Here is a 13,724-nt window from a genome sequence, read left to right as displayed (position 1 = left end):
CGGGTGCGGATCAGCGGAGGGCGGCCACCACGACGGCCACCGCGACCATGACGAGCAGGGCGATGCTCATCCACCGCCGGGTGAGTGCGGGCAGTGGTCCGAGCTTCACGACCGTCCCCCGTCAGCGGCCCCGCCGGCCGGGGTGCGCACCGGGTCACCGTGACCGAGCACCCTCTCGACCAGCCGGTCGATGACGCCGGCCAGCCAGAAGCACAGCGGCAGCAGCACGGCGAGCAGCACCACGACCTGGATCCAGTAGCCCCGCCCGGCCACCCACGACTCGATCGCGTCGAGCACGCCGCCCACGTCAGCGCCCGTCCGGGGCGGTCGGGGTGGGGGTGGCGGTGGTCATCGCTCCAGGGTAGAGCGCACCGGACGCCCGACCGGCCCGACGGACGGTCAGGCCGGCCACCGGTAACCGGCCGTCTCCGGGACCGATGACGGTAGTTCGGTGGCCCCCTCGTCCGGGGTGTCGGTGGGCTGCCCGCCCCGGTCGATCGCCCGCCACACCCGGTCCCGGCTGAACGGCGTCTCGTACAGACGCACCCCGACGGCGGCGCGGATCGCGTTGCCCAGCGCGGGCGCGACCGGGTTGTACGGGCTCTCGCTCATCGACTTGGCCCCGAACGGGCCGAGATCGTCGGCGGTGCGGGCGAAGTACACCTCGGTGTCGGGGATGTCGGCCATGGAGGGGACCAGGTAGACGCGGAACGCGGGGTTGACCACCGAGCCGTCGTCGGCCAGTCGCACCTCCTCGTACAGCGACGAGCCGATGGCCTGGGCCACCCCGCCCTCGACCTGACCGCGGCACTGCTCGGGGTTCATCACCGTGCCCGCGTCGGCGGACTGCACCGACTGCAGGATCCGCACCTCACCGGTCCGCACGTCCACCGCGACCCGGAACGCCTGCACGTTGAACGCCAGCGACCGGACGTCGCCGAACTCGCTGCCCGAGGCGACCAGATCTGCGCCGGAACGGTTCTCGGCCGGGGCGGCCGCGATGAGCTCGGCGAAGGTGAGGGTGCGGCCGGCCGCCCGCACCCCGTCCGGACCGACGACGCACTCCCCCGGATCGACGCCGGTGATCGCCGCCGCCGCACTCAGCAGGATCTCGCGCAGCGCCAGCGCGGCGGCGTGCAGGGCCTTTCCCGCGACGGTCGTCCCGGCCGAGGCGAACGCCCCGGTGTCGTACTCGGCGCCGTCGGTGTCGGAGTTGGTGAGCGAGATGCGCTCCATCGCCGTGTTCAGCACCGTGGCCACGATCTGGGTGTGCACGGTGGTGGTGCCGTTGCCGAACTCGCTGGTCCCCACGCCCAGGACGTAGCGGCCGTCCGGTCGCAGCGTCACGGTGACCTTGGCGATGTGCCCGCGCGGGGCCATGGTGGCGATCATCGCCACGGCCATCCCCTCGCCCGTGCGCCAGTGGTCGCCGACAGGTGGGTTCACCCCGTTGCCCCGCCGCAGCGCGTCCTGGGCGAGGTCCAAGCACTGGTCCAGGCCGTAGCTCCCCCAGACCAGGTCCGGCTCGGGCTCGGGATGGGCGACGAGCAGCGGCTCGCCCTCGCGCACCACGTTGCGCCGGCGCAGCTCGAACGGGTCGATGCCCAGGGTGTGGGCCAGCTCGTCCATGGCCGACTCGACGCCGAGGATGACCTGCCCGAGGCCGTACCCGCGGAACGCTCCCGACGGCACCGTGTTGGTGTAGACCGCCTCGGCGTCCAGCCGCTTGACGGGGCAGCGGTACAGGCTGATCGACTCGGCACAGCTGTGGAACAGCACGCCGATGGCGTGGTTGCCGTAGGCGCCGGTGTCGCTGAGCACCGTCACCTTCATGGCGGTGAGCTCGCCCTCCCGGGTCGCCCCCAGCGAGACCTGCACCCGGAACGGGTGCCGCACGGTGGCCCGGACGAACTCCTCGTCGCGGGTCATCTCGTAGGCCACCGGGCGCCCGGTCCGCAGGACCGCCAGCGCGACGAGGTCCTCGGTGAGGATCTCCTGCTTGCCGCCGAACCCGCCGCCCACCCGCTTGGTGAAGACTCGGATGCGCTCCCGCGGCAGGTCGAACAGGTGACACAGCTCGTCGCGCACCAGGAACGGGACCTGGGAACTGGTCCGCAGCACCAGCCGGCCGTCCCCGTCCCGCCAGCCGAGGCTGGCGTGCGTCTCCAGCTGCGCGTGGCTGACCCGGTGGGTCTGCCAGGTGCCGTCGACGACCACCTCGGCGCGGTCGAGCGCCTGCGTCACGTCACCGCCGATGCCGTCGTGGACGGCGGCGACGACGTTCCGGCCCGCGTCGGCGACCCGGTCCTCCGGGGTCCGATCGGGATGCACCAGCGGGGCACCCGGCGCCCGCGCCGCCTCGGGATCCAGGACGGCGGGCAGGATCTCGTACTCGACGACGATGGCCCGGCACGCCGCCTCGGCGATCCCGCGGTCGGCGGCGACGACAGCGGCGACCCGCTGGCCGACGAAACGCACGACGTCGTCGAGCACCCGGGTGTCGTCCGGGTCGTCGAGCCGGTTCTCGTGCCGGGCGGTGGAGAACCGACCGGCCGGCACGTCCTGGTGGGTCAGGACGGCCTCGACCCCGTCCAGGGCCAGGGCCGCGGTGGTGTCGATGGACAGGATGCGGGCGTGGGCGTGCGGCGAGCCCAGCACGGCGAGGTGGAGCAGCCCGGGGACGGCCACGTCGAGGGTGTACGGCTCGGTCCCGGTGACCACCCGCTCCGCGGCCGGCGGGTGGGCGGAGCAACCGATGGCGGTCCCCGTCCCCGGGGCGGCGCAGCCGGGGCGCCCCGGCTCGGTCAGCCCGGCGGCGATGGACTGCCGGATGGAGCGGTACCCCGTGCACCGGCACAGGTTTCCCTTCATCAACCGGGGCAGTTCGGGGAGCTGGTCGGCCGTCAGGGTGGAGGCGGTGACGACCATGCCGGCCGTGCAGAAACCGCACTGGAAGCCGAAGTTGTCCACGAACGCCTGCTGCATCGGGTGCAGATCGTCGGGGGTGCCGAGCCCGGCCACCGTGGTCACCGACCGGCCGGTCATCCGCTGGGCGGGGGTCAGGCAGGAATGCACCGGCGTGCCGTCCACCAGCACGGTGCAGGCGCCGCAGTCCCCGGAATCGCAGCCCTTCTTGACGTCGAAGCTGCCGTGCTCGCGCAGGTACGTGCGCAGGCACTGCCCCGGACGGGGCTCGCCGGCGACCTCCGTGCCGTTCACCGTGATGCTCATGCGGCCAGCTCCTGACGGATCTCCTCGAGCAGCACGGTGCTGACCTGGCGGCGCCAGTCCGCGACGCCCAGGGGGTCGGTGTAGTAGGTGGTGACGGCGGCCGCGTCGGTCCTCAGCTCACCGGCCGTCGGCAGGGCCGGGTACCGCAGCACCGTCGGGCGGGACGTGGCCGCGGTGATACCGAAGACGGCCGCGCCCCCGGGGTCGACGCGGCCGGTGAGCACGGCGCCGGACCGGCCGATCGAGTTGAGCGCGATCTTCCGGAACCCGGTGCGCGCGGCCAGGGCTGCGGCCGGGAGCTCCACGGCCCGCAACAGGTCACCGACGGCCAGGGCGTTGGTGCCGTTGCCGGTGGGGATGTCGGCGACGGGCACGAACCGCCGGGTCGCGTCGACCGCCCAGATCTCGGCCACCCCGTCGAGGGCGGCGCAGAGGGAGACGATGGCCGCCGCGGCGTAGGACCGGCAGATGTTGCCACCCACGGTGGCGGAGTTCCAGACCTTGAACGACGCGAGCAGCGCCTGCGTGCACTGGGCGAACAGCGGGTGGGCCCGCCACTCCGGCCGGGCCGGGATGCGGGCCAGTTCGGCGATCGTGCAGGTGGCGCCCACCCGCAGCCCGCCGTCGGGAGTGATCTCCCAGGCCGGCCAGTCCATCCCGGACAGGTCGACCAGGCCGGTGATGTCGTCCTGCGGCTCGGAGAACAGCCACGTCCCGCCGCCGAGGAAGCGCTCGCCGGGGGCCAGCACCAGATCGTCCGGGGCCACCGCCGTGCGGTAGGCCGACACGGTGTGCAGATCCATCGCGGTGCCCGCCCCTCGTCCAGACCGGTCACCGGCGCCCACGGTCGCCCGCGGGTCGACCACGACCGGACATGCGGTTGCGCCTGCGGGGACCCGTCGGCACGTCGTCCCGGTCGGACACCGGGGTGCACGCGGTGCACGTCGGGGCCTTCACGGGACCCCGTGATCGTATCCGTGGACGTGATCGACCCCGGTGAGCCGACCGGGCGCACGGGCCGGTGTCGGACCTACTTGGCCTTGCCCGCCGGGGCGGCGTCGGTGGACAGCGCGGCGATGAACGCCTCCTGGGGGACCTCGACGCGGCCGACCATCTTCATCCTCTTCTTGCCCTCCTTCTGCTTCTCCAGCAGCTTGCGCTTGCGGGTGATGTCACCGCCGTAGCACTTGGCGAGCACGTCCTTGCGCATGGCGCGGATGGTCTCCCGGGCGATGACCCGGGAACCGACCGCGGCCTGGATGGGCACCTCGAACTGCTGGCGCGGGATGAGCTCGCGCAGCTTGGCCGTCATCGACAGGCCGTAGGAGTAGGCGAAGTCGCGGTGCACGATCGCCGAGAACGCGTCCACCGGCTCGCCCTGCAGCAGGATGTCGACCTTGACCAGGTCGGAGGCCTGCGTCCCGGACTCGTCGTAATCCAGCGAGGCGTACCCGCGGGTGCGGGACTTCAGCGAGTCGAAGAAGTCGAAGATGATCTCGGCCAGCGGCATCGTGTAGCGCAGCTCGACGCGGGTCTCGCTGAGGTAGTCCATGCCGCCCATCACGCCGCGGCGGGACTGGCAGAGCTCCATCACCGGCCCGATGTAGTCGGTCGGGGTGATGATCGTGCACTTGACGACCGGCTCGTGGACGTCGGAGATCTTGCCCTCCGGCCAGTCCGACGGGTTGGTGACGCTGTGGACCGAGCGGTCCTCCATGGTCACCGTGTAGACGACGGTCGGCGCGGTGGAGATCAGGTCGAGCCCGAACTCTCTCTCGAGGCGGTCCCGTGTGATCTCCAGGTGCAGCAGGCCCAGGTAGCCGCAGCGGTACCCGAAGCCCAGCGCGGTGGACGACTCCGGCTCGTAGGTCAGCGCGGCGTCGTTGAGGCGGAGCTTGTCCAGCGCGTCGCGGAGCAGCGGGTAGTCCGAGCCGTCCAGCGGGAACAGGCCGGAGTAGACCATAGGCCGGGGGTCCCGGTACCCGCCCAGGGACTCCGTCGCCCCGCGCAGCGCGGAGGTGACGGTGTCGCCGACCTTGGACTGGCGGACGTCCTTCACCCCGGTGATCAGGTAGCCGACCTCGCCGACACCCAGCCCGACGGTGGGGACCGGGTCCGGGGAGATGACGCCCACCTCGAGCAGCTCGTGGGTCGCCCGGGTGGACATCATCTGGATCCGCTCGCGGGGGGTGATCTTCCCGTCGATGACGCGGATGTAGGTGATGACGCCGCGGTAGATGTCGTACACCGAGTCGAAGATCATCGCCCGGGCGGGACCGTCGGGATCGCCGACGGGGGCGGGGATCTCGGCGACCACCTTGTCCAGCAGCTCCTTGACCCCGGCGCCGGTCTTGCCCGACACCCGCAGCACGTCCTCGGGGTTGCCGCCGATGATGTGCGCGATCTCCTCGGCGTACCGCTCGGGCTGGGCCGAGGGCAGGTCGATCTTGTTCAGCACCGGGATGACGGTGAGATTGTTCTCCAGCGCCAGGTACAGGTTGGCCAGCGTCTGGGCTTCGATGCCCTGCGCGGCGTCCACCAGCAGCACGGCGCCCTCGCAGGCGGCCAGCGAGCGGGAGACCTCGTAGGTGAAGTCGACGTGCCCGGGGGTGTCGATCAGGTGCAGCACGTGCTCCTTCACCGACCCGTCGGGCTGGGTGACGGCCCACGGAAGCCGGACGTTCTGCGACTTGATGGTGATGCCGCGCTCGCGCTCGATGTCCATCCGGTCCAGGTACTGCGCCCGCATGGCCCGGCCGTCGACCACCCCGGTGAGCTGCAGCATGCGGTCGGCCAGCGTCGATTTGCCGTGGTCGATGTGCGCGATGATGCAGAAGTTCCGGATCAGCTCCGGCGGGGTGAACGTGCGGTGGGCACGCGCTGCGGGGTTCGACGAAGTCACGAGGTCTTTTCCGGCGGAGGGACAGGGACACCCCATCGTCCCACGGCGGGGCGGGGAGCCCGTCCCGCCGCCGCCCCGGTCGCCGCCGCCGGGTCAGGTGATGACGTCGAGGGTCAGTGGGCCCGTCTTCTCGACCCGCAGCCCGGCCCGCCTGGCCACCCGGACGACCCCGGCGGTGTCGGCGATCCCGGCGCGGGAGTCGACCAGGGCCCGGGCCAGCAGGCCCTTGGTCGCCTTGCTGAAGTGACTGACCACCGACCGGGCACCCGCGGCGTTCTCGGTGGGCACCCGCACGGTGATCGCCCCGGGCACCGGGGCGAACGCGGCGTAGGCACCCGACCGCAGGTCGAGCACCGGCTCGGACAACCCGGCCAGGACGGGCGCCAGCTGCGGGCGCCAGAACGCGGCCAGCCGGGGCAGACCCGGCAGGTGGGAACCGGCGGACAACCGGTAGGCCGGGATGCGGTCGGCCGCGCGCACCAGGCCGAAGAGCGCCGAGCCGATGAGGATGCGGTCCTGGGCGCGTTGCCAGGACGCCTTGCCCAACGAGGTGATGTCCAGGGCGTCGTAGAGCACCCCGGTGTACCGGTGCAGGGCGGGCAGGGTCGGCGCGGTGGCCAGCGCGGCGTTCGCGGTGATCTCCGCGTCCTTGGCCGCGGTCACCCCGAGCGCGGATCGGGCCGCGGGCAGGTCGGCGGAGAGCGTGGCGAGAGCATCGAGCAGGAGACGGCGGGCGGGGTCGAGCGCGGGGAAACCGACGATGGTCGGCATGCCCGCCCGACCACCGACGGCCTTGGTCTCGGACGGGGGAAGGAGGACGAACACCTGATCGACGCTAACCGACGCGCACGCGGGGCCGGCCCGCTCCGGCACCGGTGGCACAGTGACCCCATGGCTGAACTGCTCGCCTTCGCCGGCGCACACGTGATCCCGATCGACGGCGACCCCTTCGACGGCACCGTCCTGGTCACCGACGGACGCATCACCGCCGTCGACGCGGGCGATCCGCCCGTGGAGGCCCGGGTGATCGACGCCGCGGGGAAGTGGATCCTGCCGGGATTCATCGACGCGCACACCCATCTCGGCACCCACGAGGAGGGTGAGGGCTGGGCGGGCAACGACACCAACGAGCTCACCGATCCGAACACCGCCGACGTCCGGGCCCTGGACGCGATCAACCCGACCGACCTCGGCTTCGGGGACGCCCTCTCCGCCGGCATCACCACGGTCAACGTGAACCCCGGATCGGGCAACGTCATCGGCGGGCTGACCGTCGCCATCTCGGTGCACGGCCGCGTCGTCGACGAGATGGTGCTGCGCTCCCCGTCCGGGCTGAAGGCGGCGCTCGGCGAGAACCCCAAGCGGGTGTACGGCGACAAGAAGCAGCGACCGGCCACCCGGCTGGGCACCGCCGCGGTGCTGCGCGGGGCGTTCGTCGACGCCCAGAACTACCTGGACAAGCGCACCGAGGCCGGCCCGCAGACCGTCGTGCCCCGCGACCTGAAGATGGAGGCGCTGGGGTCGGTGCTCAAGCGGGAGATCCCGTGGCGCCAGCACTCCCACCGCGCCGACGACATCGCCACCGCCATCCGGGTGGCCGACGAGTTCGGCTACCGGCTGATCATCGACCACGGCACCGAGGCCCACCTGCTGGCCGATCTGTTGGTGGAACGGAACATCCCGGTGCTCATCGGCCCGCTGATGACGTCCCGCTCGAAGGTGGAGCTCCGCAACCGCTCGCTGGCCAACCCGGGCCTGCTGGCCGCGGCCGGCGTCGAGATCTCGATCATCACCGACCACCCCGTGGTGCCCATCCAGTTCCTGGTGCACCAGGTGATCCTGGCCGTCAAGGAGGGGCTCGATCCGGTCACCGCCCTGCGGTCGATCACCCTGCATCCGGCCCGGGCCATGGGGGTGCAGGACGAGGTCGGCTCGCTGACCGTCGGCAAGCGCGCGGACCTGACGATCTGGTCGGGCGACCCGCTCGACGCGATGCAGCGTGCGGAACGGGTGTTCCTCGCCGGCCGCGAGGTCTACACCTGGGACAGCGCGACGCGCATCGGGCGCATCGTCCCCGCCTGATCGGAGGGCCCGCGATGGCCGTCGATGTCCGGAGCATGTGCCTGGCCCTGCCCGGCACGGCGGAGAAGCTGTCGCACGGCGCACCGGCCTTCGTCCACCGTGACCGCATCTTCTGCTGGGTGATGGACGACCACCACGGCAGCGGCCGCGTCGAGATCTGGGTGAAGGCCGAGCCACCGGTCCAGCAGGAGTACCTGCAGGCCGACCCCGAGCACTACTTCCGCCCGCCGTACGTCGGGCCCAAGGGGTGGGTGGGGGTGGTCCTGGGGGCCACCGGTCGGGACCCGCGGCCGCCGACGCCGGTGGTCGACGACCTGACCGAGCTGCTGGTGGGTGCCTATCTGTCGCTGGTCACCCGACGGGCGGCGGCCGAGCTGGATCCGGCCGATCTGCTCGGCCGGGTGCGGGCGGCCGGTCGGGTGCGGGCGGCCGGTCGGGTGCCCGCGCGGCGGGGCGGAAAAGCAATGGAGGAGGCGCCCCCGTCCGCCTAGCGTCGCCGATTGTGGACATCGGGACACCGCTGGACGGGCGGGACGACCCGGGGGACGGCTGGTTCCCCGAGAGCGTGGCTGCGGAATACGACGACCCGGGTGGGGACAACGCCCCGGCGGTGGTGGACCCGGCGGTCCGGGTGCTGGCGGAGCTCGCCGACGGCGGACCGCTCCTCGAGTTCGCCGTCGGGACCGGCCGGATCGCCGCCCCGCTGGCCGCCCGCGGTCTCCCGGTCAGCGGGATCGAACTGAGCAGGGCGATGGCGTTGCGGGTGTCCGGCAAACCGGGCGGCGATGCGGTCCGGGTCGTCCTCGGCGACATGACGTCGACCCGGGTGCCGGGTGCGTTCTCCCTCGTGTACCTGGTGTGCAACACGATCAGCAACGTCACCACCCAGGACGGTCAGGTCGCGGTGTTCGTCAACGCCGCGGCGCACCTGCGACCCGGCGGCCTGTTCGTCGTCGAGGTCGGCCTGCCGGACCTGCGGCGGCTCCCACCCGGCCAGGACACCGTCCCGTTCACCGTTGCTCCCGACCCCCGCGGCGGCGGCTCCCTCGGTTTCGACCAGTACGACGTGGTGACCCAGCAGTTCACCTCCACCCATGTCAGCGTGTCGGCCGACGGACAGGGACGGTTCCGTCGGATCCCGTTCCGCTACGCCTGGCCCGCCGAGATGGATCTGATGGCCCGCATCGCCGGCCTGCACCTCCGGTCCCGCTGGGCGGGGTGGGACCGGTCCGCCCTGACCGCCGAGAGCACCCGGCACGTGTCGGTGTGGGCCGCACCGTGACCCCTCCCCAGCTGTCCGGTGCGGCCACGTTCCGCTGTCGACGCCGGCTCAGCCCGCCGATCCACCACCCCGGCCGGCTCGCAGCGCCACGAGGATCAGCGGCACCTGGAGCGGCAGCCTCACCCAGGCGATCGCCCGCACGGCCGCGGGCCGCCGGCCCGACCGCAGCGCCATGGACACGTTGGCGGGGAACACCCCGGCCAGCAGACCCGCGGAGGCCAGCCCACCGACCACCCGCGTCCGGGGGGCGGCCAACAGACCGGCGCAGACCAGCTCGGCGACCCCGCTGACCGCCACCAGCTGCTCCTTGTGCGGCAACGAGCGCGGCACGATGCTCACGAACGGGCCGGGCCGGACGAAGTGCAGCACCCCCGATCCGGTGAACAGGGCGATCAGGGCGACGGTGGACTTCTCGACCGGACGGGACATGCGGACATCGTCCCCCCGGCCCGGGGCCGGCCGGGTGACGACCCGGCCGGGAGCTCGGCCGGGCGCGGCCGGGCCGCCGTAACCTGCGGGCATGAGCCGGAACGCCGTACCGGGACGCCGTTCGCCCGTCCGGGCCGCGGCGCTCGCCCTCGGGCTGCTGCTCGTCGGCGGCTGCTCCACCACCCCCGACGCCTCGACGGCCGACTCCACCGGGGCTCCCGGCGCGACATCGACACCGACACCGACACCGGCCACGTCGACCATCACGGCCCGGACCACGGCGTCGACCACCGGCGCCGCGCGTCCGCCCGCCTCGACGACGCCGTCCACCCGCCGCAGGACCGCCGCGTCGACCCCGTTGCCCACCACCCCGTTCCCGTCCACCTCGGCCCTGTCGGCCACCTCGGCCACCTCGGCCCCGACGTCGTCCGCCGACCTCGGCGGTGATCTCGGGCTGGCCGGCCTCAACGACCCCGACTGCCGATCCGCCGCTCCGCCGGTGGTCCTGCTGCAGGGCACGGTGTCCACGGTCGAGTCGAACTTCGCGGCCCTGATCCCGGAGCTGCAGCGCGCCGGGCTCTGTCCGTACGCCCACTCCTTCCGGTTCGGCGGCACCGTGGCCGTGCGCGAGACCGCCGCCGAGCAGGCCGATTTCGTCCGCGCGGTGCTGGGTGCGACCGGAGCCGCGCAGGTCGATCTCGTCGGGTACTCGCAAGGTGCGCTGGTCGCCCGGACCGCCCTGCGCGAGGACGGGATCGCCGACCGGGTCAGGGTTCTCGTACTGGTCGCCGGGACGTACCACGGCACCACCGCGGCCCTGCTGGACCGGGTGCCGGCGGCGGTGTGCGCCTCCTGCGTCGACCAGCGGGCCGGCTCCACCCTGCTGCAGGCGCTGGACGCCGGCGGCGAACTGGACGGTGACGTCCGCTACGCGGCGGTGTCCAGCCGGGCGGACCAGGTCGTCACCCCGGTGGAACGACAGACCCCGGACGGTCCGGTCGACCGGGTGAGCTGGGCCCTGCTGCAGGACGAGTGCCCGACGTCCACGACCCCCCACGAGTCGATGCTGGCCGACCCGTCGGTCCGCCGGTGGATCCTCGACGCACTCGCCTCGGGCGGACGGCCGTCGGCCGACACCCTGGCCTGCTGAGCCGGGGCGAGCCGCCGGCGACTTGGGTGGGCCGACCGGGCTGCGCTATGCTGACCCATCGTGCGCCGGACGTGGCGCCCCTCGATCGTGTCCTCGGCCAGCCGGCTCGGGATCAGGGCGAGGTACAGAGTTCCCGAGACGAAACGAAGGCATATTCCGCGTGGCCAACATCAAGTCCCAGATCAAGCGCATCCGTACCAACGAGGCGGCGCGCCTGCGCAACAAGTCCGTCAAGTCCGGCCTGAAGACCGCGGTCCGTCGCGTCCGCGCGGCCGTCGAGTCCGGTGACAAGACCGTCGCCGCCACCGAGCTGGCCTCGGCCTCCCGCAGCCTGGACAAGGCCGTGTCCAAGGGCGTCATCCACGCCAACCAGGCCGCGAACCGCAAGTCCGCTCTGGCCGCTCAGGTCAACGCGCTCTGATCCCCCGCCCGGCGGTCGCGCCGGGTCGTTCGTCTCCGACCACGGCGGCACTCCTCGTGAGCGTCGCCGTTTCGTCGTGTCCGGACGAGGGTTCGTCGCGTCCGCACGAGGGCAGAGCCGGCATGATCACGCGGGCCCACCGGGCTGGCGAGCAGCGAATCGCGGGGGCGAGCCGACGGGTGCCCCGCCGCTGACCGGTCAGTCCCGGGACCGGGCCTCGACCAGATCGCGCAGCGCCTTCTCGATGGCGTAGTCGGCGTCCGCGGCCGACCCCTTGACCGCCGCGTTCAGCTCGGCCACCAGCATCAACCCGTGCACGAGACCCGCCGTCGTCCACTGCCGCGCCGCCGGGCGGGCCCGGTCGATCTTCCAGGGCGGCATGCCGAGCTCGGCGGCCAGCGACATCCCGCTGCCAGGCCGAGCCCCACTCACCTTGGCCACCGTGCGGACCCCGCCGGCCAGGGCATCGGCGACGAGCACCGGGGCGACACCGACGGCGCCCGCCCAGCGCCACGCCTCCAGGGCGGCGGGCAGGTCGCCGGCCACGACGGCATCGGCCACGGTGAACCCGCTCACCTCGGCCCGACCCCGGTGGTAGCGGCGCACCGCGCCGGCGTCGACCAGGCCACCGGTGTCCGCGACCAGCTGCCCGGCCGCCGAGGCCAGCTCACGGAGATCCGAGCCGACCGCGTCGACCAGGGCGGCGACCGCGTCGGGGGTGGTGGTGCCGCCGGCCGCACGGATCTCCGCACGGACGAAATCCAGTCGCTCCGCCGGGCGCGTCACCTTCATGCAGGTCAGGATGGTCGCCTTCGCCTTTCGCAGGGCATCGGCGAGCGGCTTGTTCCGGGCACCGCCGGAGTGGTGCACGACCAGGGTCACGCCGTCGACCGGATCGCCGACGTACTGCTGGACGGCGGCCGCGGTCTCCTTCAGGCAGTCCTGGGCGTCCCGCACGATGACCACGCGCGGCTCGGCGAACAGGCTGGGAGCGACCAGGTCGTCGAAACCGGCCGGGCTGAGCCCGGCGGCCGGGGCCTCCCGCCGTTCGACCTCCGGATCGGCCCGACGGACGGCGGCCAGCACCCGCAGCACGGCCCGATCCACCAGCAGCGTCTCGTCGCCGGACACCAGGACCAGCGGACCGGGCAGGGCGGCGGGAGCGGGCACGCGCCCATGGTGCCACTGGACCGCGCACTCGGATGGTGCCGGTTCCGAAGGTGCGGTCGGTCGGACGGTCGGCCACGCCCCGGGAGAGCCGGACCAGGGACGCCCGGGAGCCAGGAGGGAACCGGACAGCAGACCCGTCTCGCCTACCCTGGGTGGTCGAGCGACCCAGCTCCGTCTCCGTGGTGGTGCCGTCGTGCACCGCCGCAGGGACGAGGAAAGGACGAGACCACCGTGACCACAGCCCTGCCCAGCCGCCGTCCCCGCGCGACCCGACGGATCGGCGGACGGGCCACCGCCCTCGCCGGAGCGGCCCTCGTGGTGCTGGCCGCCTGCTCGTCCACCCCGGCCGCCGCCCCCTCCTCCACCTCCCCCGCCTCCTCGGCCGCCCCTTCCGCGGGGACGACCGCGGGCGCGTCCGGCTCCGCCACCGGAGCGGGAACGGCGTCCTGCGACTACGTGCCGACCGGTGACGCGGCCAAGGACGTGGGTGTCCCGGAGGCCCAGCAGCCGACCACCCCGCCCGTCACCGCCGAGCTCACCCTGCCCGGCGGCGCCCTGACCATCTCCCTGGATCGCGCCGAGACCCCGTGCACGGTGGGAAGTTTCACCTTCCTGGCCAAGGCCGGATACTTCGACGGCACCACGTGTCACCGGCTGACCAGCTCCGCCTCGCTCAAGGTCCTGCAGTGCGGCGACCCGACCGGGACCGGCCGGGGCGGGCCCGGGTACTCGTTCGCTGACGAGACCTCGCCGGACATGACCTACCCGGCCGGCACCGTCGCCATGGCCAACGCCGGGCCGGACACCAACGGTTCGCAGTTCTTCCTGGTCTACGGCGATTCGACGCTCCCGCCGAACTACACCGTCTTCGGGCAGATCACCGGCGGTGAAGCGGCCCTCGACGCCATCGCGCAGGCCGGGGCCAACGGGGGCGGGCCGGACGGGCTGCCCGCCGCCGACGCCACCATCTCCTCGGTCACCATCAGCTGACGGCGCCGCCCCCGCCGGGCGGCCGGTCTCCCCGACCGCCCGGCGGGTCGCCGATCGTCGGTTACGA

General features: G+C 73.1%; 13 protein-coding genes. 6 read left to right on the top strand and 7 right to left on the bottom strand.

What is annotated here, in order from left to right; translation table 11 throughout:
- Positions 1-105: 105 nt before the first annotated feature.
- The 5 genes from J2S58_RS18580 to J2S58_RS18560 form a co-directional block, all read right to left on the bottom strand.
- Positions 106-297 (bottom strand): hypothetical protein, encoded by a 192-nt coding sequence (locus J2S58_RS18580; protein WP_205257226.1) that lies wholly within the window; start codon positions 295-297, stop codon positions 106-108.
- 102 nt (positions 298-399) lie between these two features.
- A complete protein-coding gene (locus J2S58_RS18575; protein WP_205257225.1) occupies positions 400-3,231 on the bottom strand; it encodes a molybdopterin-dependent oxidoreductase in 2,832 nt (943 codons plus the stop codon).
- Complete coding sequence (locus J2S58_RS18570; protein ID WP_205257224.1) at positions 3,228-4,034, bottom strand: FAD binding domain-containing protein; 807 nt, start codon at positions 4,032-4,034, stop codon at positions 3,228-3,230. The genes J2S58_RS18575 and J2S58_RS18570 overlap by 4 nt, the downstream gene beginning before the upstream one ends.
- A gap of 227 nt (positions 4,035-4,261) precedes the next feature.
- On the bottom strand, positions 4,262-6,169 hold the full coding sequence (lepA, locus tag J2S58_RS18565; RefSeq protein ID WP_205257223.1) for a translation elongation factor 4: 1,908 nt from the start codon (positions 6,167-6,169) through the stop codon (positions 4,262-4,264).
- Positions 6,170-6,226: 57 nt separating this feature from the next.
- Positions 6,227-6,958, bottom strand: a complete 732-nt coding sequence (locus J2S58_RS18560; protein WP_205257222.1) for a YaaA family protein — start codon at positions 6,956-6,958, stop codon at positions 6,227-6,229.
- A 66-nt stretch (positions 6,959-7,024) separates the two neighbouring features.
- Between J2S58_RS18560 and J2S58_RS18555 the strand changes: the two genes are divergently transcribed.
- Genes J2S58_RS18555 through J2S58_RS18545 form a run of 3 tightly spaced genes read left to right on the top strand, consistent with a single transcriptional unit; the run spans position 7,025 to position 9,497 of the window.
- Positions 7,025-8,215, top strand: coding sequence for an amidohydrolase (locus J2S58_RS18555; protein ID WP_205257221.1), 1,191 nt, complete (start codon positions 7,025-7,027; stop codon positions 8,213-8,215).
- A 14-nt stretch (positions 8,216-8,229) separates the two neighbouring features.
- Positions 8,230-8,706 (top strand): MmcQ/YjbR family DNA-binding protein, encoded by a 477-nt coding sequence (locus tag J2S58_RS18550; RefSeq protein ID WP_205257220.1) that lies wholly within the window; start codon positions 8,230-8,232, stop codon positions 8,704-8,706.
- 17 nt (positions 8,707-8,723) lie between these two features.
- Positions 8,724-9,497 (top strand): methyltransferase domain-containing protein, encoded by a 774-nt coding sequence (locus tag J2S58_RS18545; protein WP_370881881.1) that lies wholly within the window; start codon positions 8,724-8,726, stop codon positions 9,495-9,497.
- Between the two features lie 48 nt (positions 9,498-9,545).
- Here the strand turns inward: J2S58_RS18545 and J2S58_RS18540 are convergent, their stop codons facing one another.
- The gene (locus J2S58_RS18540) at positions 9,546-9,926 is read right to left on the bottom strand and encodes a DoxX family protein (protein WP_205257219.1); all 381 of its coding nucleotides are present in this window, start codon (positions 9,924-9,926) and stop codon (positions 9,546-9,548) included.
- A gap of 91 nt (positions 9,927-10,017) precedes the next feature.
- On the opposite strand from J2S58_RS18540, the gene J2S58_RS18535 reads away from it, so the two are divergent.
- Complete coding sequence (locus J2S58_RS18535; RefSeq protein WP_205257218.1) at positions 10,018-11,076, top strand: alpha/beta hydrolase; 1,059 nt, start codon at positions 10,018-10,020, stop codon at positions 11,074-11,076.
- 160 nt (positions 11,077-11,236) lie between these two features.
- Positions 11,237-11,497 (top strand): 30S ribosomal protein S20, encoded by a 261-nt coding sequence (gene rpsT / locus J2S58_RS18530; protein WP_205257217.1) that lies wholly within the window; start codon positions 11,237-11,239, stop codon positions 11,495-11,497.
- Positions 11,498-11,695: 198 nt separating this feature from the next.
- On the opposite strand, the gene holA is transcribed toward rpsT, so the two are convergent.
- Entirely contained in the window at positions 11,696-12,667 is a 972-nt protein-coding gene (gene holA, locus J2S58_RS18525) for a DNA polymerase III subunit delta (RefSeq protein ID WP_205257216.1), read from the bottom strand.
- A gap of 231 nt (positions 12,668-12,898) precedes the next feature.
- Here holA and J2S58_RS18520 point away from each other — a divergent pair, with 231 nt between their 5' ends.
- Entirely contained in the window at positions 12,899-13,657 is a 759-nt protein-coding gene (locus J2S58_RS18520) for a peptidylprolyl isomerase (protein WP_306829232.1), read from the top strand.
- Positions 13,658-13,724 lie beyond the last annotated feature (67 nt).

The sequence above is a fragment of the Nakamurella flavida genome, assembly GCF_030811475.1.
Classification (GTDB): Bacteria; Actinomycetota; Actinomycetes; order Mycobacteriales; family Nakamurellaceae; genus Nakamurella; species Nakamurella flavida.
The sequence above is the reverse complement of the archived record's forward strand: the minus strand, read 5'-3'. Positions and strand labels throughout refer to the sequence as shown.